23 protein-coding genes and 3 pseudogenes are annotated in these 21,333 nt (G+C 65.9%); 20 read left to right on the forward strand and 6 right to left on the reverse strand.

Annotated elements, in window-relative coordinates; translation table 11 throughout:
- Positions 1–784 precede the first annotated feature (784 nt).
- Together MB901379_RS09185 and MB901379_RS09190 are read left to right on the forward strand one after the other, a co-directional pair.
- A complete protein-coding gene (locus MB901379_RS09185) occupies positions 785–1,090 on the forward strand; it encodes a PE family protein (RefSeq protein WP_158016336.1) in 306 nt (101 codons plus the stop codon).
- Positions 1,091–1,093: 3 nt separating this feature from the next.
- Positions 1,094–2,875: a PPE family protein gene (locus MB901379_RS09190; protein ID WP_158016337.1), complete on the forward strand. Its 1,782-nt coding sequence runs from the start codon at positions 1,094–1,096 to the stop codon at positions 2,873–2,875.
- Positions 2,876–2,990: 115 nt separating this feature from the next.
- Here MB901379_RS09190 and MB901379_RS23980 read toward each other — a convergent pair.
- The 4 genes and pseudogenes from MB901379_RS23980 to MB901379_RS09200 form a co-directional block, all read right to left on the reverse strand.
- A pseudogene (locus tag MB901379_RS23980) lies at positions 2,991–3,110 on the reverse strand (universal stress protein); the annotation flags it as partial.
- Between the two features lie 125 nt (positions 3,111–3,235).
- Entirely contained in the window at positions 3,236–4,060 is an 825-nt protein-coding gene (locus MB901379_RS09195; RefSeq protein ID WP_158016338.1) for a class I SAM-dependent methyltransferase, read from the reverse strand.
- Positions 4,060–4,188 (reverse strand): hypothetical protein, encoded by a 129-nt coding sequence (locus tag MB901379_RS24995; protein ID WP_269462779.1) that lies wholly within the window; start codon positions 4,186–4,188, stop codon positions 4,060–4,062. Before MB901379_RS24995 ends, MB901379_RS09195 begins: the two co-directional genes overlap by 1 nt.
- 97 nt (positions 4,189–4,285) lie before the next feature.
- Positions 4,286–5,111 (reverse strand): annotated as a pseudogene (locus MB901379_RS09200) (MFS transporter); the annotation flags it as partial.
- Between the two features lie 277 nt (positions 5,112–5,388).
- On the opposite strand from MB901379_RS09200, the gene fdxA reads away from it, so the two are divergent.
- The 5 genes from fdxA to MB901379_RS09225 are packed head-to-tail and all read left to right on the forward strand — an operon-like array spanning position 5,389 to position 8,167.
- Positions 5,389–5,736: a ferredoxin gene (gene fdxA, locus MB901379_RS09205; protein WP_158016339.1), complete on the forward strand. Its 348-nt coding sequence runs from the start codon at positions 5,389–5,391 to the stop codon at positions 5,734–5,736.
- Between the two features lie 9 nt (positions 5,737–5,745).
- Positions 5,746–6,417, forward strand: a complete 672-nt coding sequence (locus tag MB901379_RS09210; RefSeq protein ID WP_158016340.1) for a helix-turn-helix transcriptional regulator — start codon at positions 5,746–5,748, stop codon at positions 6,415–6,417.
- The gene (locus MB901379_RS09215; RefSeq protein WP_158016341.1) at positions 6,414–6,839 is read left to right on the forward strand and encodes a hypothetical protein; all 426 of its coding nucleotides are present in this window, start codon (positions 6,414–6,416) and stop codon (positions 6,837–6,839) included. Before MB901379_RS09210 ends, MB901379_RS09215 begins: the two co-directional genes overlap by 4 nt.
- Positions 6,840–6,851: 12 nt before the next feature.
- Entirely contained in the window at positions 6,852–7,196 is a 345-nt protein-coding gene (locus MB901379_RS09220; RefSeq protein ID WP_158016342.1) for a cupin domain-containing protein, read from the forward strand.
- A 2-nt stretch (positions 7,197–7,198) separates the two neighbouring features.
- Complete coding sequence (locus MB901379_RS09225; RefSeq protein WP_158016343.1) at positions 7,199–8,167, forward strand: NAD(P)H-dependent flavin oxidoreductase; 969 nt, start codon at positions 7,199–7,201, stop codon at positions 8,165–8,167.
- A 31-nt stretch (positions 8,168–8,198) separates the two neighbouring features.
- Here the strand turns inward: MB901379_RS09225 and MB901379_RS09230 are convergent, their stop codons facing one another.
- Complete coding sequence (locus tag MB901379_RS09230) at positions 8,199–8,702, reverse strand: DUF1990 family protein (RefSeq protein ID WP_158016344.1); 504 nt, start codon at positions 8,700–8,702, stop codon at positions 8,199–8,201.
- A gap of 54 nt (positions 8,703–8,756) precedes the next feature.
- On the opposite strand from MB901379_RS09230, the gene MB901379_RS09235 reads away from it, so the two are divergent.
- The 9 genes from MB901379_RS09235 to MB901379_RS09275 all read left to right on the forward strand — a co-directional run bounded on the left by MB901379_RS09235 (position 8,757) and on the right by MB901379_RS09275 (position 17,285).
- Positions 8,757–9,647 carry an aldo/keto reductase gene (locus tag MB901379_RS09235; protein ID WP_158016345.1) on the forward strand — a complete coding sequence of 297 codons (891 nt, stop codon included), beginning with the start codon at positions 8,757–8,759 and terminating at the stop codon, positions 9,645–9,647.
- 56 nt (positions 9,648–9,703) lie between these two features.
- A complete protein-coding gene (locus tag MB901379_RS09240; RefSeq protein WP_232022026.1) occupies positions 9,704–10,018 on the forward strand; it encodes a PE family protein in 315 nt (104 codons plus the stop codon).
- A 77-nt stretch (positions 10,019–10,095) separates the two neighbouring features.
- Positions 10,096–10,716, forward strand: coding sequence for a PaaI family thioesterase (locus tag MB901379_RS09245; protein WP_158016346.1), 621 nt, complete (start codon positions 10,096–10,098; stop codon positions 10,714–10,716).
- A gap of 78 nt (positions 10,717–10,794) precedes the next feature.
- Positions 10,795–12,873 (forward strand): threonine--tRNA ligase, encoded by a 2,079-nt coding sequence (gene thrS / locus MB901379_RS09250; protein ID WP_158016347.1) that lies wholly within the window; start codon positions 10,795–10,797, stop codon positions 12,871–12,873.
- The gene (locus tag MB901379_RS09255) at positions 12,866–13,438 is read left to right on the forward strand and encodes an HIT family protein (protein ID WP_158016348.1); all 573 of its coding nucleotides are present in this window, start codon (positions 12,866–12,868) and stop codon (positions 13,436–13,438) included. Before thrS ends, MB901379_RS09255 begins: the two co-directional genes overlap by 8 nt.
- Positions 13,439–13,445: 7 nt before the next feature.
- Complete coding sequence (gene pgsA, locus MB901379_RS09260; RefSeq protein WP_158016349.1) at positions 13,446–14,162, forward strand: phosphatidylinositol phosphate synthase; 717 nt, start codon at positions 13,446–13,448, stop codon at positions 14,160–14,162.
- Positions 14,159–15,109 (forward strand): phosphatidylinositol mannoside acyltransferase, encoded by a 951-nt coding sequence (locus MB901379_RS09265; protein ID WP_158016350.1) that lies wholly within the window; start codon positions 14,159–14,161, stop codon positions 15,107–15,109. The genes pgsA and MB901379_RS09265 overlap by 4 nt, the downstream gene beginning before the upstream one ends.
- Entirely contained in the window at positions 15,109–16,233 is a 1,125-nt protein-coding gene (locus MB901379_RS09270) for a glycosyltransferase family 4 protein (protein ID WP_158016351.1), read from the forward strand. Before MB901379_RS09265 ends, MB901379_RS09270 begins: the two co-directional genes overlap by 1 nt.
- Positions 16,233–17,285, forward strand: coding sequence for an NUDIX hydrolase (locus tag MB901379_RS09275; RefSeq protein ID WP_158016352.1), 1,053 nt, complete (start codon positions 16,233–16,235; stop codon positions 17,283–17,285). Before MB901379_RS09270 ends, MB901379_RS09275 begins: the two co-directional genes overlap by 1 nt.
- Before the next feature lie 193 nt (positions 17,286–17,478).
- On the opposite strand, the pseudogene MB901379_RS24520 reads toward MB901379_RS09275, so the two are convergent.
- Positions 17,479–17,775 (reverse strand): annotated as a pseudogene (locus tag MB901379_RS24520) (PPE family protein); the annotation flags it as partial.
- Positions 17,776–18,066: 291 nt separating this feature from the next.
- Here MB901379_RS24520 and pdxS point away from each other — a divergent pair.
- The 4 genes from pdxS to MB901379_RS09300 all read left to right on the forward strand — a co-directional run bounded on the left by pdxS (position 18,067) and on the right by MB901379_RS09300 (position 21,325).
- Positions 18,067–19,020 (forward strand): pyridoxal 5'-phosphate synthase lyase subunit PdxS, encoded by a 954-nt coding sequence (gene pdxS, locus MB901379_RS09285; protein WP_158016354.1) that lies wholly within the window; start codon positions 18,067–18,069, stop codon positions 19,018–19,020.
- A 9-nt stretch (positions 19,021–19,029) separates the two neighbouring features.
- Complete coding sequence (gene tesB, locus MB901379_RS09290; RefSeq protein WP_158016355.1) at positions 19,030–19,875, forward strand: acyl-CoA thioesterase II; 846 nt, start codon at positions 19,030–19,032, stop codon at positions 19,873–19,875.
- 7 nt (positions 19,876–19,882) lie between these two features.
- Positions 19,883–20,479: a pyridoxal 5'-phosphate synthase glutaminase subunit PdxT gene (pdxT, locus tag MB901379_RS09295; protein WP_158016356.1), complete on the forward strand. Its 597-nt coding sequence runs from the start codon at positions 19,883–19,885 to the stop codon at positions 20,477–20,479.
- 90 nt (positions 20,480–20,569) lie between these two features.
- Entirely contained in the window at positions 20,570–21,325 is a 756-nt protein-coding gene (locus MB901379_RS09300; protein ID WP_158016357.1) for a YebC/PmpR family DNA-binding transcriptional regulator, read from the forward strand.
- The last annotated feature ends 8 nt before the right edge of the window (positions 21,326–21,333 follow it).

Consider the following 21,333-nt stretch of genomic DNA (forward strand, 5'->3'; position numbering starts at 1 on the left):
CGGAGTTGCAACAAACGCATCGACGGCGCGATCGAGGCGACGGACGAAGCCGTCGCACCCCCGTGTGCAATCAGGGCGCGGCGGCCCCGCGATGCCCAGGTCGCCAAAACCTGAAGGACCTGCTTGCGGTCTGCGCTGGCGCGATCGGCGGTTGGCGGTGCGCTGCATCGAAAGCGTCCGCTATGCGGGAATCGACGCCCTCGGTGATATCGGCCTGCGGTGGCCGGCAAATGTGATCAGGCCAACGGAAAACAGTGGGCACCACCATTTCTGAGATCCTTCCTAAGCCGACCCCGGATGGCGGATCACGGCCGCTCGGGCGACCGCGCGGCGTGAGACTGCAGGACCTTGGTGTTCGCGGCGCGGGATGGTAGGGGCCGCGGTGGTTGGCGGCAAGCATCGAAGGTTCTGTGAAACAGGTTGACAGACAGCGCATTCAGACCGCCCCGGTGCCGTTCTCAGGCCACTCTTGGGTCGCGCTGGTCCGCGGTGACCGCCGCCACGGCGGCGTGCGCGTGGATCGCCACGCCGGTACTGGGATACCAAGAGTCCCAGTCCCGAACCTGGTGTCTATCGAGCCGGACAGGGATCCACGGCGCTTGAGCTCCCAGCCCACCGGCGTGCCCGCACGGTCGAGGTCTGGCTGGCAAGGCCCAACCATCGCCGGCACCCAGACCAGGCTCGCTACTCCCGCAAATGTGTTGCTGCTAATGTCTATCCGGCTTTTCGCCGTTGGCAGTTCGGTTACCAAGCACGGCACCACTGACTCAGAAGGTAGGGAGTGATGACACTGCAGGTAGTTCCCGCTGGCCTGTCGGCAGCCAGTGAGGCGGTGAACGGGATCGCTGCTCGGCTGGCGGCCGCGCATGCTGTTGCCGCACCGGTGATCTCGGCGGTGGTGCCACCGGCTGCCGATCCGGTCTCGCTACAGGCCGCGGTTGTGTTCAGTACCCAAGGCGGGGAGCGCACCCTGGTGGGTGCTCAAGGAGTCGAAGAACTAGCCCGTTCGGGGGCCGGCGTCGCCGAGTCCGGCGCTAACTATGCGGCTCGTGATGCCGCGGCGGCCGCTTCCTACACGTTTGGCATGTAAGAGGTGACGCTGCCCTTCTTGCTCTCGATCTTCACGGTGCTGCCCATGTTCTGGATGGGCGAGCCGCCAGAGGTGCATTCGACCGCGCTGAGCTCGGGTCCGGGCCCCGGCCCCCTTACCGAGGCAGGGGAGTTGTTGCAACAGCTAGGCCTTGAGTACGACTGGGCGGCACAGGATCTCAGTAATGAGCTGGCTGTCGTACCGTGGCAGGGAGTGGGTTCGCAGGGCTATCGGGGTGCGTTTGGGCCTTACCTGGATTGGTTGGCAGAGGCCGGTCAGGAAATCCGACAGCAAGCTATCGCGCACGAGCAGGTGGCGGCAGCGTATTCCGTTGCGTTGGCGGAGATGCCAACGTTGGCGGAGTTGTCTGTCAACCGAGCCACCAATGTGGCGCTACTGTCGACGAACTTCTTTGGGATCAATACGATCCCGCTTGCGATCAATGAAGCCGACTATGCGCGGATGTGGGTTCAGGCCGCGGGCGTAATGCAGTTGTACCAGCAACAGGCAAATATGGCGGTGGCATTGAACTTGCCACGCAACCGACCCGCGCCGCTGCTACTGCGTGGCCCTGATCTGCAAGAGCCCGCCGGACCGATAGTCGAGGAACCGGAAGACGAGCCTGTCGAGGACGTTGGTGATGCCAACGGCCTTGTGCAACGTCCCGGCGACGAGGCCGGACCAATCATCGAGGAAATCGTGGACGACGGTGCCGACATGGGCGCTGACCGAGCCCTGGTGTTGTTCGAGAACGCCGACCTCGTGGAAGGCGAGCCGGCCACGATCCCGCAATTGATGGTTGCGGCCCTCGGTCAGATCGCCAACTTCGTTGGCCAGGCGTTTAGCCTTGTCGGCAACATCATCAGTTTTGTTGATCGTGCTATCGGTTGGGCGCTACGCCTTTTCGCCGCTGTTGCCGTCTACAACGCGGTCAGTATGATTGCGTCGGCCATCGCCTATATCTACAACCTTGTCACCACCATCCTGCAGATGGCGTACGCGGTGTATACGGCAGTCGTCTATTCGTTAACGATGCTGATGCATGCGATTTCATACGTTGCGTCACTTGTCACGCAGTTCGCCGCTACGCTCACTCAGCTCACGACCGAATACGTCCCGATGCTACTGGGGGGCGTCCTAACTGGAGTTGGTCCATCGGTGGCGTTGACGTCGAGTGCTGGCCTCGTACTACCGGATAGCTCATCGCTTGCCGCAGGCCCCCCGCCCGCACCACCGGGTGCAACGCTTGCTCCGCCATCGCTCCCGGCCCCCAATGCGACGCCAGTCGCAGCACCGACTGTCGCCACTGCCGCGGCGGCATCGACCGCGCCGGCCCCCGCTCTCGGACCACCGTCGCCGACCGGTGCGGGCGTGGAAAACTATGCCTATCTGGCAGGTGGCTTGATCCCGATAGCCAGGAAGGCGGTCGGCGCCGGCCGACCCAAGGTGCCGGTGCCCTACGACGCCGAGGAGGCTGCGGTCGCGCTCCCCGCCCACTCACAAGCTCGATCGCACCAGCGCCGGCGAGCCAAGCTTACGAAGATCGGCCGCGGTTTTGAATACGCAGACCTGGAGCCCGATACCAACCAAGAACCGAATCCTTCGTCGGGCGAGCAATGGATTGCACCTGCCGATTGTGACCGGGGTGCGCGAACCCTGGGTTTCGCCGGAACCGCGCCCAAGCAGATCACCGCCGCACCGACCGGCCTGAGAGCACTGGCCGACGATGGGGTCAGGGGCGGGCCGGCCATGCCGATGATGCCGGGCACGTGGGGCGCCCACTAGGCGCAGTCCCTCGGGCGATCAGTGGTTCGGGGCAGCGGTGCCTGTGGATGCTCGATCCATTTCGTTCGGTTTCGTTCGGTTTGGTTCGGTGGCAACCGAACTCGCTGCAAACGCGCACCGCCAGTGCAACGTTTCGCAGCTCGGCCTCGCGACGGGCCCACCGTACGGCTACCTTCGCCGACGGTGAGTCGTCGATCCCGACGATGATTCCCAAGGGGGTGTTGTGCGAGGACATGGCGTGTCCTTCAGCTTTTGGTAATTCGTTGGCTCTGCCGAAAACGCTAGCGAAGCTGATCGAATGTGGTCAGAGCCATTTGTCACCAGCTGTGCGGGCACAAGGCCAGGGCCTTGCGATGACGCTCAGGTGCCCGAAGCCGGCGGCTTGTAGGCGACGATTGCCACGGCCGCCAAACGCTCCCGATGCTTGCGGAATGTCTGACGCATCATGAGGACTCGCCTGCGTGCGGCGGGCTGAGTGAGCAGGTTTCTGGCGAACCGCAGGGCACCAATAAAGCCCTCGTCGGTGATCATCCGCCGTGGCTGCAACAACGCCATTGGTGCGGTTGCCACGTGACTGACGACCAGCCCATGTCCGGCCAGCAGTTGCGACCATTCGGCAACGGTCAGCGGGCGCGCGTTGACCTTGATCGCCCGGGCCAACGACTGGCGGACCTCGGTGCTGACTTCCTCGGGAACGTCATCCGGAGTCAGGGCGAGTTCGTGGATGGCGTAGCGTCCCCGCGGCCTGAGGACCCGCGCCGCTTCGGCGACGATCGCATGTTTGGCCGCGTCGCCCTGCATGGTCAGCATCGCCTCACCAATAACGACGTCGGCGCTAGCGTCTGGCAATCCGGTATCCGCGGCGTCGGTGACCCGGACGTCGCCGTGGCCACCCAGCACGCCGCGAACCAGGTTGGCCGCGTCGGGGTCACTTTCCGCGCCGACGTACGACCGGGGGTGACGGGCGAGGATCTCCGCGGCCGTGCGGCCCAGGCCCGGTGCCAGTTCGAGCACGTCGGCGTCGTTCACGCCGGCGCGGGCCAGCAGCGTGCGGGTGAGCTCGACGCCGCCGGGACGGAGCACCCGCTTGCCCAGCCGTGCCAGTAACCAGTGCCCCTGCAGGTGGTCATCGTCCCGGTTCGACAGGGGTAGGGGCGACCCGGCATCGTCTCGCTTGCCGGCCATCACGTTGTCTGTCGGGTGGGCGCGTCCAGGACGCCGGGATGTGGCTCGATGATGCCCTCCTCGGTGCTCGGCCGGCTGCTGCCGGACAACATATGGATCAAGGCGGCTAGGCCGGGTCCAGTATGCATGTCGTGGCCACCGCGGGCGGCAGCACGATGATGTTTGTTCCCGTTCGCGGTCGCGCAGCGCTAGCCGGCCCCCCGCTACGACGCGTCGCTCGTGCACCTAGGCGGGCGCGCCAGACAGGCGGTGATCCTCGTTTGGCTTCACCGGCGCAGAGCCGGCCGGACGGCGCGGCCGTACGTATCGTGCCCAGGTCAGTGCGGCCGCGCACAGGTAGCACAGCAGAAACGCCCAGAAGGCGGGCGTCTCGGTGCCGCTGCTTGCATACGATTGACGCAAGGCCAAGTTGATCCCCACGCCACGCCACCTAGTGCGCCGACCGAGCCGGCGAAGCCGATCAACGCCCCGGACATGGCGCGGGCCCACTGTCGGCGCTCATTCTCGGTGAGCGGGAGGGCGCGACTGCGCTCCGCGAAGATCGACGGGATCAGCTTGAACACCGTTCCCTTACCCACCCCGCAGCAGATGAACAGTGCGATAAAGCCGATCACATAGCCGAGCAAGGTGGCCCCCGTCAGGCGACCGCCGGGGCCAGGACTGAGATCGGCGTGGGTGCCGACACCGACCAGCAGCGCGGCCTCCAAAATCATGCTGACGAAGGCGCCCAGCGTGACGCGGCCGCCGCCGAAACGATCGCCCAATTTGCCGCCTACGATCCGCGCTGTTATCCCAGTAGTGGCCCGAGGAAGGCGATTTCGGCCGCGTGCAGTGACGCCTGCGCGCCGGTCTGCCCCTCGGCCAACAGGTTGTATTGCAGTACCTGACCGAAGGCGAACGCGAAGCTGATGAACGAGCCGGAGGCGCACATGTAGAGAAAAGAAACGCCCCAGGTATCGGGTACCGACAGAACGGATCGCAGATGGCCCACTTCGATGACATGGGTCAGGTTGTCCATGAACAGCGCGGTGCCGATACCGGCGATGGCAACGCACCCGCCGACCAGGGTCGCGGTGGCGCCCAGCAATAGCTTGTCGGCCGCCGAAATGCCGTAGACGGACTGGGAGGCATCCTTTCGTTGCGATCGTCATGGATGGCGGCCGCAGGGGACAACCCGGGTAGCGGGGGGCCTAGCCTTCGCAAACCTTCGAATCGCCCTCTGCGACAGTGGGATCAGGCGCTCAATCGTAGCCGGGAAGCTATCTCGACTGTCCGAGCGCGCGACAATGCTCTCTTTTTTACAAGATGACTTGTGTAAACTCGCGCCCATGACGTACGTGATCGGCGAGCCGTGCATCGACGTGATGGACCGGGCATGCGTTGAAGAATGCCCCGTGGACTGCATCTATGAGGGCGGTCGGGCCCTCTACATCCATCCGGACGAGTGCGTGGACTGCGGCGCGTGCGAGCCGGTGTGCCCGGTGGAAGCCATTTACTACGAGGACGACCTACCCGAGGCGCTTGCGCGATACCGCGCCGACAATGCGGCCTTCTTCACCGAAACCCTGCCCGGCCGCGATCAGCCATTGGGTTCCCCGGGCGGGGCCGCCAAAGTGGGCCCCGTCGGTGTTGATACCGCGCTGGTGGCCGGTTACCCGGTTGCCGAGAGCACTTAAGATTCTTAAATGGGGGTGAATCGGATCGGCACCGCGGTCGACGAGCCGGCGGGACGCCGCCGCGCGGTGTTGCGGGTCTTGCGCGTTGCCGGCGTCCCGATGAGCATCGTGGCGATCGCCGATGAGCTGGGCGTTCACCCCAACACCGTGCGCTTTCACCTCGACAGCCTGGTCGGCGACGGTCAGGTGGAGCGGGTCAAGCCTGTTCGGCGCGGTCCGGGGCGCCCGCCGCTGATGTTCCAGGCGGTTCAGCAGATGGACCGCGGTGGGGTACGGCACTACCGGCTACTTGCCGAGGTTCTTGCCAACGATCTTGCCGCCGGACACGATTCCGGTTCCAAGGCGCAGGAAGCGGGTCGGGCGTGGGGGCGGCAGCTGGAGCCGGCGGCGGTTGCCAGGAGTCAGGAGGGCTCGATCGATCAGCTGGTCAGGTTGCTCGACGAACTCGGGTTTGCGCCCGAGCGCCGGATGTTCGACGGGAAGTGGCAATTGGGCCTGCGTCATTGCCCGTTTTTGGAATTGGCCGAGTCCCGGTCCGGCGTCGTGTGTTCGATCCACCTGGGCCTGATGCGAGGAGCGTTGGAAAGCTGGGCAGCGCCCATCGGCGTCGAGCGGCTCGACGCGTTCGTCGAACCGGATCTATGTCTGGCCCATCTCTTGGTAGACGGGGCCGCTTCGTGAGCGGCGGTCCGGCGATCGAGGTTGCCGTTTGCTTCGTATGGCTCGGGATGGTGCTCGCCATTTCGTTTCTGGAGGCGCCGTTGAAGTTCCGCGCTCCGAACGTGACGTTGCAGATCGGTTTGAGCATCGGCCGGTTGGTGTTTCGTGCGCTCAACACCGTTGAGGTCGGTTTCGCACTTGTCCTGGTGGCCCTGATGGCGGCCGGCCCGACCTCGGTGCCCATTATGGTGGCCCTCGGCGTCGCGCTCGCCGTGTTGGCAGTCCAGCTGATCGCGGTGCGTCCGCGCCTGACCCGCCGTTCCGATCAAGTGCTCGCCGGGCTGGATGCTCCCCGCTCCCGGGCCCACTACGTCTACGTGGGTTTGGAGGTGGCCAAGGTGGCCGCCTTGATCGTGACGGGGATACTGCTACTGACCGGCTGAAAGGACTCACTGATGGAATCCATTTCGCTGACCACCCTGGCCGCGGAGAAGTTGGCCGAGGCGAAGCAATCGCACAGCGGGCGAGCCGCGCACACGATTCACGGTGGACACAACCACGAACTACGCCAGACCGTGCTCGCCCTGCTTGCCGACCACGACCTGTCCGAGCACGATAGCCCTGGCGAGTCGACGCTGCAGGTATTGCACGGGCACGTGCGCCTCACCTCCGGTGATGACGCTTGGGACGGCAAGACCGGCGACTATGTCGCGATTCCCTTGCAGCGCCACGCGTTGCACGCGGTCGAGGATTCGGTGGTGATGCTGACCGTGCTGAAAGCCCAGCCCGGCGCTCACTAGCGGTGCTCGCCACGCCGTGGTCACGGGGCTTTGGCCTGCGGGTGCCCATCGTCAACGCACCCATGGGCGGGGTTGCCGGCGGTCGCTTGGCCGCTGCGGTCAGCGCTGCCGGCGGTTTGGGCATGGTTGGCATGGGCAGCACCGCGACCAGGGCCGAACTCGCCGAGCAGCTGCGGCACGTCAGCGGACGGTTCGGTATCGGCCTGGTGGACTGGGTCATGCGCAAGGAAGCCGGTCTGCTGCAGGACGCGCTGGCCGCTCGGCCGGTGCTGCTGTCGGTTAGCTTCGGTACCGATTGGTCCTGGATACCCATGGCGCATGACGCCGGAATCGCCACCGTCACACAGGTTTACGACGCGTTGGGGGCTCGCCGCGCGGTCGATTCGGGGGTGGACATCGTGGTCGCGCGTGGGGCCGAGGGCGGTGGTCACGGCGAGGTGCGGCTCGGCACCCTGCCGTTGCTTGATGCCGTCCTGGACGCGGTCTCGGTGCCGGTGTTGGCCGGCGGAGGCGTGGCGTCGCCCAGAAGTTTGGCCGCGGTGCTGGCAGCCGGCGCCTGCGGAGCGTGGGTGGGTACCCGCTTGGCGGCGTGCCCCGAGGCCCTGACGGGTGCGGCCGGCCGTCGTGCCCTGATCGCTGCGCGTGAAACCGATACCCGGGTCACCCGGATTTTCGATGTCGCCGACGGTCTGCCCTGGCCCCAGCGGTTCCCGTCGCGGGTGCTGACCAATGACTTCGTCGCGCGCTGGACGGGTAGGGAGAGTGAGCTGGCCGCGGACCTAGCGGCCCGCGAAGAGTTGGCGCACGCCGTCGACGCCGAGGACTTCCGGGTGGCCCCAGTGGACGCGGGCCAGAGCGTCGGGATGATTCGCGACGACGCCCCGGTGGCTGAGGTCATCGAGCTGATGTGTTCCGGCGCGGAACGCTTACTCGGCGGTTGGGGGGAGCCGCGTTCGTCGTCGTCCCGCTAGGGCAGGCTTGGCGAGCGGGCCCAGGTTTGCGCTACACCCCACGCAGGTAACGCCTGGCGATGACCCGCTGAGCCAGCGAAACGACGGGCCCGCCGGCCTTGCTCCACCACGTCGCCGGCCGCGAGAACGACGACACCTCCGCAAACACCGCCGAGCGGGCGGGGTCGTAGCGGACGGCGAAGCGTTCCTCTCCAGACTCCGGGTGACCCGGCAGCGTGCCGTAGGCGAACCCGCGCACGTCGGGTTCGTCGATGACGTACACCACGCGGCAGGGCGCGCGAAGCAAGCCCATCATCCGCACCACGACAACTGCCGAGACCACGGCGATAGTGGAGCTGGCCTGCACGTGCAGTCCGGCCCCGTGTTGCATACCCCAGTGCATGACGGAGTCGGCAGCTTGCTCGAAGCGATCCCGTCCGGTACCGATTGGGGCTGACACGCTGAGGTGGCCGTATCCCGGCGGGAGCTGTCCGGCCGCGGTCGCGCCCACTTCCGGGTAAGTCAGCTGGAGATCAGCAAGCGCATCCAGGTCCACTTACCCAGCTTGCCACGCCAGATTGCGCAACTGCCGTCCCGGCGTACGGTCGAAATGGTGACCGCACAATCCCAAAAAGCCGTGGCTGCCGCATCCGGAACGTTCACCCTTGGTGGTGACCTCACGATCAACCGGCTCGGGTTCGGTGCCATGCGCCTGACCGGTCACGGTGTCTGGGGTCCGCCCGCCGACCGCGACGAGAGCATCCGTGTGCTGCGGCGGGCGGTCGAACTGGGCGTGAATTTCATTGATACGGCCGACTCCTACGGCCCCTACGTCTCCGAGGAGATCATCCACCAGGCGCTGCACCCGTACCGGGGGCTGCTGATCGCCACCAAGGCGGGCCTGCTGCGCACCGGTCCCGGCGTGTGGATCCCGCTGGGTAACCCGAGCTACCTGCGGCAGGAATGCGAGATGAGCCTGCGGCGGCTCGGCGTCGAGGCCATCGACCTGTTTCAGCTGCACCGCATCGATCCCAACTTTCCGCTGGCCGATCAGGTCGGCGAGCTGCTGAAGTTGAAGAGCGAAGGCAAGATCCGCCACATCGGACTGTCCGAGGTCGACGTCGATCAGCTCGCCGCGGCGCAGCAGGTGACCGAAATCGTGTCGGTGCAGAACATGTACAACCTGGCGGCGCGCGGCGCCGAACCACTGCTGGACGCCGCTGCCCGGCAGGGGATCGGCTTCATTCCGTGGTTTCCGTTGGCATCGGGCCCCCTGGCCGCCCTCGACGGTCCGCTGCAGCAGATCGCCGCCGCACACCACGCGACGCCGTCGCAGCTGGCGCTGGCCTGGCTGTTGAAACGTTCGCCGGTGATGTTGCCAATTCCGGGCACCTCGCGGGTGGCGCACCTAGAGGAAAACGTCGCCGCGGCCGAGATCACTTTGACCGATCAGGAATTCGAGGCGCTGGCGGCCGCCGGCGCCGCTGACGGCGGACCATAGGTGCCGGTCGCAAGGGCCAGAGCTACCCGCTCGATGATCGGAGTTTGCGCCACGTCGTGAGAACTCGGCCGGACCCGCATGGCGAAACGGTTGCGCCCGCCATGTCGGCGGGATCGGTCGAATCGCCAAGTGTGTGGTCGGCGGAATCCGAGTTCGCCTACATCGCAGAAGGCGACGTGTCATCGGTGAGTGCAGCGCCGGCGGACCTGCAGGGGATCGGCGTAACACTGAGTGCGGCGAACGCGACGGCGTCGAGCGCGACGACCGGCTTGCTGGTGGCCGGGGCTGACGAGGTGTCGCTGGCCGCCGCGGCCGTGTTCGGGCGTCCGCTGACCGGCGACGGCGGCACCGCCGGCGCCGGTGGTGGTTGAGCATGTCGGGCTAACGCGCTAGCCGCATAGCCGCACAGCCGCAGGTGCTGCCCGCGGCTAGCCAATACGGTGTTTGGGTGACGCGTGAACAGGACCACCCCGGTGGCGGATTCAATCCACCGGAACCGACCGACAAGGGCGGACCGGATTACGGCAGGTTCATCGACGCGGTGCGCAAGGTGCAAGATCACGCCCGCGCCGCCGACGCGCCCGACGAGGTGATCACCGAGGCCGCCGATCTGCTGGAGGCAGTGTCCGCACTGCTCGCGCCGTTCGAGGCGGACGAATGGCAATCACCCTCGGGCCGCCGGATGGACCTACCGGTGCGCGGCAACATCCTGACCGTGCCCATGTCGGCACGCAAGACGCCGGACGGCCGAATCGGCGGCTGGGCCCAATTCGCCCGATTTCACCTCGGACGCAACGGTGCCGTGCACGGTGGTGCCGTGGGTATGTTGTTCGACACGGTTCTCGGCTTGACGGCGTCGGTGCTCACCGGCAGCCGGCGCCAACGCACCGCCTACCTCAAGATCGACTACCGCAATATCGTGCCAATCGAAAAAGAGCTGCAGATCGATGCTGGAGTGGATCGGGTCGACGGGCGCAAGATCTTTGTATCCGCCCAATTGAGCGACGGCGACACCCTGCTGGCCGAAGCCGATGCGCTGTTTGTGCGGCTCAAGCCGGGCCAGCCGTAGGAGCAGTGACCGCCGCCGGCGCGGGCCGTCCCGATAGCATGGTCGCGATCGCTTCGACCCAGACTGGAGACCAACCCGATGAGCGTTCCCGCGCAACCCGCCCCAGGAGCCAAAGGCGGCGATGCGCCGCAGGCCTCGCTCCGGGTTGCGGCCGGAACAACCGCGGCCGCCGCCATCGGTGCGGCGGGGCTACCCAGGCGCGGCGTACCGGACGCGATCGTGGTGGTGCGCGACGCCGAGGGTAAATTGCGCGACCTGAGCTGGGCGCCCGAATCCGACGTCGAGGTCACCCCGGTGCCCGCCAACTCCGACGACGGTCGCAGCGTCATCCGGCACTCCACCGCGCACGTGCTGGCCCAGGCGGTCCAAGACCTCTTCCCGCACGCCAAACTGGGCATCGGGCCACCCATCACCGACGGCTTCTATTACGACTTCGACGTGGTCGAACCGTTCACGCCCGAAGACCTTCAGGCGTTGGAAAAACGGATGCGCCAGATTGTCAAGGACGGACAGCTATTCGATCGTCGGGTCTTTGAATCCAAGGACCAGGCGCGCGAGGAGCTGGTCAACGAGCCCTACAAACTAGAACTCGTCGACGACAAATCCGGGGATCCCGACGTCATGGAGGTAGGCGGCGATGAGCTCACCGCCTACGACAACCTCAATCCCCGTACCCGGGAACGAGTTTGGGGGGATCTGTGCCGCGGACCGCACATCCCGACTACCAAACATATTCCGGCGTTCAAACTGACCAGAAGCTCCGCGGCCTACTGGCGGGGCGACCAGAAAAATGCCAGCCTGCAGCGCATCTACGGCACCGCCTGGGAGTCGCAGGAGGCGCTCGACCGTCACATCGAACTCATCGAAGAGGCGCAACGCCGCGACCATCGTAAGCTCGGCGTAGAGCTGGACCTGTTTAGCTTTCCTGACGAAATAGGCTCTGGCCTAGCGGTTTTCCACCCCAAAGGGGGCATTGTGCGCCGCGAACTCGAGGACTATTCGCGCCGCAAGCACGCGCAGGCCGGTTACGAGTTCGTCAACAGCCCGCATATCACCAAGGCTCAGCTGTTTCATACCTCGGGGCATTTGGATTGGTACGCCGACGGCATGTTCCCGCCGATGCACATCGACGCGGAGTACAACGCGGACGGCTCGCTGCGTAAGCCCGGCCAGGACTACTACCTCAAGCCGATGAACTGCCCGATGCACTGCCTGATCTTCCGGGCGCGTGGGCGGTCCTACCGCGAATTGCCACTGCGTCTCTTCGAGTTCGGCACGGTCTACCGCTACGAGAAGTCCGGCGTGGTGCACGGGTTGACCCGGGTGCGTGGGCTGACCATGGACGACGCACACATTTTCTGTACCCGCGACCAGATGCGCGACGAGTTGCGTTCGCTACTGCGGTTCGTCCTCGACCTGCTCGCCGACTACGGCCTGACCGATTTCTATCTTGAACTGTCTACCAAAGACCCGGACAAGTTTGTCGGCTCCGACGAGGTCTGGGAGGAAGCGACCAACGTGCTCGCCGAGGTCGGCGCCGAATCCGGGTTGGAGCTGGTACCGGATCCTGGTGGCGCGGCGTTCTACGGTCCCAAGATCTCGGTGCAGGTCAAAGACGCGCTAGGCCGCACCTGGCAGATGTCGACCATCCAACTCGACTTCAATTTCCCGGAGCGATTCCAACTCGATTACACCGCCGCCGACGGAACCCGTCAGCGCCCGGTGATGATCCACCGCGCGCTGTTCGGGTCGATCGAGCGGTTTTTCGGCATCCTCACCGAGCACTACGCGGGGGCCTTCCCGGCGTGGCTGGCGCCCGTTCAGGTGGTCGGTATCCCGGTGGCCGACGAACACATCGCTTACTTGGATGAGGTGGCCGCGCAGTTGAAGTCACACGGGGTGCGGGTTGAGGTGGACACCAGCGATGACCGGATGGCCAAGAAGATCGTGCACCACACCAACCAGAAGGTGCCGTTCATGGTGCTGGCCGGTGATCGCGACGTGCAGGCCGACGCCCTGAGTTTCCGTTTCGGTGACCGTACGCAGCTCAACGGTGTGCCGCGCGACAGCGCCGTCGCGACCATCCTCAACTGGATCGCGCAGCGCGAAAACGCGTTTCCCACTGCCGAACTGGTGAAGGTGGTGGGCCGTGAGTGAGGATGAGGGTTTAGCCACCTCGGACAAAACCATCGTCGACGAGGGTGTCGGCGAGCGTGATCGCCTGGAGCGGTTGTGGACGCCCTATCGGATGAACTATCACCGGCAAGCGCCCAAGACGCAGGGCGATTCGTCGCGGTCCCAGCTGTTCATCGACATCCCTCAGCTGCCCGACGAGGAAGGTCTGGTGATTGCTCGTGGCGAGCTTGTCTACGCCATGCTCAATCTCTATCCGTACAACCCTGGGCATCTGATGGTGGTGCCCTATCGGCGGGTATCGGAGTTGGAGGACCTCACGGAGCCGGAGAGTGCGGAGCTGATGGCGTTCACCCAGAAGGCGATTCGCGTCATTAAGAACGTGTCACGGCCGCACGCCTTCAACGTCGGCATGAATCTGGGTGAGTCGGCCGGTGGCTCGCTGTCCGAACACCTGCATATGCACGTGGTTCCGCGATGGCGTGGCGATGCGAACTTCATCACCATTATCGGCGGCTCGAAGGTGATCCCGCAGTTGCTGCGGGACACCCGTCAGCTACTGGCGGCGGAATGGGCACGGCAATCGTGAGTCCACGATGAGCAAGGTGCCATTTCTTTCCCGGGCGGCTTTTGCGCGGATCACCAACCCATTGGCCAGAGCCCTGTTGCGCATCGGTCTTACCCCCGACGCCGTCACCCTCATCGGTACCACCGCCTCGGTGGCCGGCGCCGTCGTGCTCTTCCCGATGGGCAAGCTGTTCCCGGGTGCGTGTGTGGTGTGGTTTTTCGTCCTGTTCGACATGTTGGACGGGGCGATGGCGCGAGAACGCGGCGGCGGCACCCGGTTCGGCGCGGTGCTGGACGCCACCTGCGACCGCATCAGTGATGGCGCGGTGTTTTGCGGGCTGTTGTGGTGGATCGCGTTTCACATGCGAGATCAACTGCTGGTGGTGGCGACGCTGATCTGCCTGGTGACCTCGCAGGTGATTTCCTATATCAAGGCGCGCGCAGAAGCCAGCGGGCTACGCGGAGATGGCGGCATCATCGAACGACCGGAACGGTTGATCATCGTGCTTACCGGCGCCGGTGTGTCCGACTTTCCCTTCATCGCCTGGCCTCCGGCGCTGCCGGTGGCGATGTGGCTGCTGGCGGTGGCCAGCGTGATCACCTGCGGGCAGCGGCTCTACACGGTGTGGACGTCGCCGGGGGCCAGCGATCGCCTGGTTGCCACAGCACCACCGTTCGGCGGCGATGGCGGCCAGGGTGACCAGGGCTTTCCGACGCCCGGTATCCCAGGAAAGACGCCGCAGTGATCCCCACCCCGGCCGGCCTGAATTTGACCGGGGACCCGCGCCGCGTGGTGACCGGCGCCGCGACCGACTGGGCCTACGCGGCCGGCTGGCGGGTGGTGCGGTCGATGCCCGAGTTCGCGGCGCGCAACGTGTTCGACACCGGGGCGCGATATGCGGCCCGCCAGGGCGGGCCCGAGCAATTGCGCAAGAACCTGGCCCGGGTGGTGGGCCTGCGGCCCTCCGACGTGCCGGACGCCCTGATGCGCGCCTCGCTGCAGTCCTACGCCCGGTACTGGCGTGAGGTGTTCCGGTTGCCCACGATGAACCTGCGCAAGGTGGCCCGCCAGATCGACGGCTCAATTCGGGGAAAAGAACACCTGAATGCGGCGCTGGCCGCGGGGCGCGGCGTGGTGTTGGCGTTGCCCCACAGCGGCAACTGGGACATGGCCGGGGTATGGCTGGCTCAAATGCATGGCACCTTCACCACCGTTGCGGAGCGGCTCAAGCCCGAATCGTTGTATCGGCGTTTCATCGACTACCGGGAGCGCCTGGGCTTCGAGGTGCTGCCGCTGTCCGGTGGAGCGCGGCCCCCGTTCGAGGTGTTGTGCCAACGGCTGCGGGACAATCGGGTGGTGTGCCTGATGGCGGAGCGTGATCTGACACGCACCGGTGTTGAGGTGGACTTTTTCGGCGAATCGACGCGGATGCCCGCGGGGCCGGCCAAGCTGGCGATCGAGACCGGCGCCGCGCTGCTGCCCACGCACTGCTGGTTCGAGAACAAGGGCTGGGGGTTTTCGGTGAGCCCGGCGTTGGATCGCTCCAGTGGCAATGTTGGCGCCATCACCCAGGCGCTGGCCGACCGCTTCGCTGGCAACATCGCCGCCCATCCCGCAGACTGGCACATGCTGCAGCCGCAGTGGCTGGCGGATCTGTCGGAGGCCAGGCGGGCACGACTACGGGACGAGTGATGCGGATCGGGATGGTATGTCCGTACTCGTTCGATGTGGCGGGCGGGGTGCAATCGCATGTGTTGCAACTGGCCGAGGTAATGCGCGGCCGCGGACACGAGGTCAGTGTGCTGGCACCGGCGTCACCGCACGCCGCGCTGCCCGAGTACGTCGTCTCCGGTGGCAAGGCCGTCCCCATTCCCTACAACGGGTCGGTAGCACGGCTGCGCTTCGGACCGGCCACCCACCGCAAGGTTAAGAAGTGGCTTTGCGACGGTGATTTCGACGTATTGCACCTGCACGAGCCCAACGCGCCCAGCCTGTCGATGCTGGCCCTCAACATCGCCGAGGGCCCGATCGTGGCGACGTTTCACACGTCGACCACCAAGTCGCTGACCCTGACGGTTTTCCAGGGCATTTTGCGGCCGATGCATGAGAAGATCGTCGGCCGAATCGCGGTGTCCGATCTGGCCCGGCGCTGGCAGATGGAGGCGCTGGGGTCCGACGCGGTGGAGATCCCCAACGGCGTCGACGTCGGTTCGTTCGCCGCGGCGTCGCAGCTCGAGGGGTATCCACGCCCCGGCAAGACCGTGCTGTTCTTGGGCCGCTATGACGAGACCCGTAAGGGCATGGCGGTACTGCTCAACGCGTTGCCCAAGGTGGTGGACCGCTTTGCCGATCTGCAGTTGCTGATTGTCGGGCGCGGCGATGAGGACCAATTGCGCAGCCAGGCCGGAGGTTTGGCACGCCACCTGCGCTTTCTGGGGCAGGTCGACGATGCAGGCAAGGCCTCGGCGATGCGCAGCGCCGACGTCTATTGCGCGCCCAACACCGGCGGTGAGAGTTTCGGCATCGTCTTGGTCGAGGCCATGGCCGCCGGCACCCCGGTGGTGGCCAGCGACCTGGATGCCTTCCGACGAGTGCTGCACGACGGTGAGATCGGGCGCCTGGTGCCGGTCGATGACAGCGCGGCGCTGGCCGAAGCGCTGATTGAGGTGCTGGACAACGATGTGCTGCGGCAGCGGTATGTAGCGGCCGGCACCGATGCGGTGGGTCGCTACGACTGGTCGGTAGTGGCCGGTCAGATCATGCGGGTATACGAGACGGTTGCCGGCGCAGGCGTCAAGGTGCAGGTCGCAAGCTGATGATGTGGCTGCTTGCGGTCGGCATCGTGCTGTTGGTGGCGCTGGTTGCGTTCGGGGCCTGGGGTTACCAGCGCGCCAACCGGCTGAATCGTTTGAATGTTCGCTACGACCTGTCCTGGCAGGCGCTCGACGGCGCGCTGGCCCGGCGCGCGGTGGTGGCCCGCGCGATCGCGATCGACGCCTACCATGGCGCGCCGGAGGGCCAGCGGCTGGCGCGGCTCGCCGATGCCGCCGAGCGGGCTCCCAGACACGACCGTGAAAACGCGGAAAACGAGCTTTCCGCCGCGCTGGCGATGGTTGATCCGGCGTCGCTGCCGACGGCCTTGGTCGCCGAGCTGGCCGATGCCGAAGCCCGACTGCTGCTGGCCCGACGATTCCACAACGACGCCGTTCGCGACACTCTTGTGCTGGCCGAGCGACGCATGGTGCGGGCTTTCCGGCTGGGTGGAAGGGCGCCGCTGCCAACCTATTTCGAGATCGCCGAGCGGCCACACGCGCAGGCCCATAGCGACCACGGCGATCTTGGCCACCGCACTTCGGCGCGAGTGGTGCTGCTGGACCAAAGTGGCGCGGTGCTGTTGTTGTGCGGGTCGGATCCGGCGGCCACGGCCCATGACGCGCCCGCGCCTCGGTGGTGGTTCACCGTCGGTGGTGAAGTGCGGGCCGGCGAGCGGCTGGCACAGGCCGCGGCGCGCGAGTTGGCCGAAGAAACCGGTCTGCGGGTCGAGCCGGCCGACATCGTGGGCCCGATCTGGCGACGCAATGAGGTCTTCGAGTTCAACGGCGCGGTGATCAACAGCGAGGAGTTCTATCTGGTGCATCGCACGCAGCGGTTTGAACCGTCCGGCGATGGGCGGACCGAGCTGGAACGCGCGTACATTCATGACGCCCGCTGGTGCCAAGCCAACGACATCGCCGAGCTGGTCGCCGCCGGTGAGCAGGTTTACCCGCGACAGCTCGGCGAGCTGCTGCCCGAGGCCAATCGGGTGGCGGATGCGGCGCTGAATCGGCATTCCTTACGGGAAGCCGCTGTGCCGCAGTCCATTCGGTGACATCCACGCCGGGCTCGGATTCCGCATAGTCTCATGGCAGTTGGGGCCATGCCAGGTCGGGTGGCGACAACCCCAAATCGGACAGTGCGTCGTTGACACCGCCACGGCGCCCTGCTGCAGCTCGACGGCGACATAGGCCCAATCCACGTCCGGGAACAGCCCGAACCGGGTCGGAACATCCTGATACCCGATCCGCCTCGAATGCGCTGGCTGCCAGTCGGACCTGGCCGGCCGCTTGCTCGGCCTGGCCCGCCGCCGTGCTCAACCAGAGCGCATACGGCCCAGCCGCGCGAGTCATCGCCAGTGCGGCCGGGCCTTGCCAAAATTCGCCCGCCAGCCTTGAGGTCGCCGAGGAAAACGAGTCCTGCGCGGCGCGCAATTCGCCGGCCAACCCATCCCGCGCCGTGGCTGCCGCCATCATCGGGTCCAAGCCCGCGCCGCCGAATATCCGCGCCGAATTCACCTCCGGCGGCAACACGGCGAAATCCATCGCGACACTCCTTCCTAGTGCCGGCCTTCCGGACCAACCAGCACCCCGGCGCGCATTGCGGCCAGCTTCAGTGACCGCGATAACGCACCGCCCGGCGCCCTCGGCCGGTGGCAGGTGATGGGGCATCCGCGCATCCGGGAGCGGTCCGGTAGTAAAAACATTTAGGAGCTGTCCTGCCGGTTCTCCGGGGTTCCACCAAACTGCGGCCACGAGTCCGGCGGGCCTGCGTCTTTGTCGGCCGGTCCGGCACTACTAGACTGATTTCTTCATCGCCAGCAGCGAAGGAGAGCAGTGGACAGCGCCGCCGAGTCAACCGGAGTCCAGGCAGATCGGGCACCGTCACATCAGGCCCAGCCGGCCTCCGGTCAGACCGGAACGGCCCGGGTCAAGCGCGGCATGGCCGAGATGCTCAAAGGCGGCGTCATCATGGATGTCGTCACCCCCGAGCAGGCCCGGATCGCCGAGGGGGCCGGCGCAGTCGCCGTCATGGCGCTGGAACGGGTGCCCGCCGACATTCGCGCCCAGGGTGGGGTGTCGCGAATGAGCGATCCGGACATGATCGAGGGCATCATCTCCGCGGTCACCATCCCGGTGATGGCCAAGGCGCGCATCGGGCATTTCGTCGAGGCGCAGATCCTGCAAAGCCTCGGGGTGGACTACATCGACGAATCCGAGGTGTTGACCCCCGCCGACTACACCCACCACATCGACAAGTGGAAATTCACCGTGCCGTTCGTGTGCGGGGCGACCAACCTCGGCGAGGCGCTGCGGCGCATCAGCGAGGGTGCGGCGATGATTCGCTCCAAGGGCGAAGCCGGCACCGGCGACGTCTCCAACGCGACCACGCACATGCGCGCCATCGCGGGCGATATCCGTCGGCTCACGTCGTTGTCGGAGGATGAGCTCTTCGTGGCGGCCAAGGAGTTGCAGGCGCCCTACGAACTTGTCGTTGAGGTGGCCCGGGCCGGGAAGCTGCCGGTGACGCTGTTCACCGCCGGCGGTATCGCCACACCCGCCGACGCGGCGATGATGATGCAGCTCGGCGCCGAGGGCGTCTTCGTGGGTTCGGGCATCTTCAAATCCGGGGCCCCCGAGCACCGCGCCGCAGCGATCGTCAAGGCCACCACGTTCTACGACGACCCCGATGTGCTGGCCAAGGTGTCGCGCGGACTCGGCGAGGCCATGGTGGGCATCAACGTCGAACAGATCGCCCAGCCGCATCGTTTGGCAGAGCGCGGGTGGTAAGAATCTTTCGTGGCAATCGAGGAGATACTTGATCTCGAGCAACTCGAGGTCAACATCTATCGCGGTAGCGTTTTCAGCCCGGAATCGGGTTTCCTGCAGCGCACTTTCGGCGGTCACGTGGCCGGTCAGTCGCTGGTGTCGGCGGTGCGCACCGTCGATCCGCGCTATCAGGTCCATTCGTTGCACGGTTACTTTCTGCGCCCAGGGGACGCCCAGGAACCCACGGTCTATCTCGTCGAACGCACTCGCGACGGCGGATCGTTTGCGACCAGGCGGGTCAACGCCATCCAGCACGGCGAGATCATCTTCAGCATGGGCGCGTCCTTCCAGACCACGCAGGACGGCATCAGTCACCAGGACCAGATGCCCGCGGCGCCGCCGCCCGATGACCTGCCTGGGTTGAGATCGGTAAGGGTGTTCGACGATGCCGGGTTTCGGCAATTCGAGGAATGGGACGTCCGCATCGTGCCGCGGGACCGACTGCAACTTCTGCCCAGTAAGGCCTCCCAACAGCAGGTGTGGTTTCGTCACCACGATCCGTTGCCCGATGACCAGGTGCTGCACATCTGCGCGCTGGCCTACATGAGCGACCTGACGCTGCTGGGTTCGGCCCAGGTCACCCACCTGGAGGAGCGCGAACACCTGCAGGTGGCATCGCTGGACCACGCGATGTGGTTCATGCGGGGGTTCCGCGCCGACGAGTGGCTGCTCTACGACCAGTCCTCGCCGTCAGCGGGCAGTGGTCGTGCCCTGACCCAGGGTAAGATCTTCAACCAGCGCGGCGACTTGGTGGCGGCGGTCATGCAGGAGGGGCTGACCCGCTATCGGCGCGGATACCAGCCCGCCAGCAAGTGAGAGCGCAGTGAGCAGGCCGCGCGTCGGGGTGCTGGCGCTGCAGGGCGATACCCGGGAGCACCTCGCGGCACTGGGCGAAGCCGGGGCAGAACCAATGACCGTGCGCCGCCGCGCCGAGCTCGATGCGGTGGACGCATTGGTGATACCTGGCGGCGAATCCACCACCATGAGCCACCTGCTGTGCGACTTCGATTTGCTCGAGCCGTTGCGTGCCCGGTTGGCCGAGGGACTTCCGGTCTATGGCGCGTGTGCCGGCATGATCATGCTGGCCAGCGAAATCCTGGATGCCGGCGCCCGGGGACGTCAGGCGCTGCCCTTGCGTGGGATCGATATGACAGTGCGGCGCAACGCTTTCGGACGTCAAGTCGACTCGTTTGAAGGCGACATCGCGTTCGCGGGCATCAACGGCCCGGTGCGCGCCGTGTTTATCCGGGCACCGTGGGTCGAGCGGGTGGGTGCCACGGTACAGGTGTTGGCCCGGGCCGCCGACCACATCGTCGCGGTACGGCAAGGGGCGGTGCTGGCAACCGCGTTTCACCCGGAGATGACCGGTGATCGACGCATCCATCAGTTGTTCGTCGACATCGTCAACGGTCGCCGATGACATCCCCCCCGTGACGGTATGGGCCTGAACTGACCTACCCGTAGACTCGTTTGGCGAAGTTTCAAGCAACAGAAGAGGTACTGCGCACCGATGAGCGGCCATTCCAAGTGGGCCACCACCAAACACAAGAAGGCCGTCATCGACGCCCGCCGCGGCAAGATGTTCGCCCGCCTGATCAAGAACATCGAGGTCGCGGCTCGTGTCGGTGGCGGTGACCCGGCGGGAAACCCAACCCTGTACGACGCTATCCAAAAGGCCAAGAAAAGCTCGGTGCCCAACGAAAACATCGAGCGAGCCCGCAAGCGTGGTGCCGGCGAGGAGGCCGGCGGCGCCGATTGGCAGACGATCACCTACGAGGGCTACGCGCCCAACGGCGTTGCGGTGCTCATCGAGTGCCTGACCGATAACCGCAACCGCGCCGCCAGCGAGGTGCGAGTGGCCATGACGCGCAACGGCGGCACCATGGCCGATCCGGGATCGGTGGCCTATCTGTTTTCCCGCAAGGGCGTCGTCACTCTGGAAAAAGATGGCTTGACCGAAGACGACGTGCTGGCGGCGGTTCTCGACGCCGGTGCCGAGGACGTCAACGACCTCGGTGACAGCTTCGAGATCGTCTCCGAGCCGACCGATCTGGTCGGTGTCCGCACTGCGCTACAAGACGCCGGAATCGACTACGAGTCGGCCGAGGCCAGCTTCCAGCCGTCGGTGAGTGTGCCCGTCGATATCGATGGGGCTCGCAAGGTGTTCAAATTGGTCGAGGCGCTCGAAGACAGCGACGATGTGCAGAACGTGTGGACCAATGTCGACCTGTCGGACGAGGTGTTGGCAGCGCTCGACGAGGAGTGACCCAACGC

Origin of the sequence: Mycobacterium basiliense (assembly GCF_900292015.1) — a bacterium.
Classification (GTDB): Bacteria; Actinomycetota; Actinomycetes; order Mycobacteriales; family Mycobacteriaceae; genus Mycobacterium; species Mycobacterium basiliense.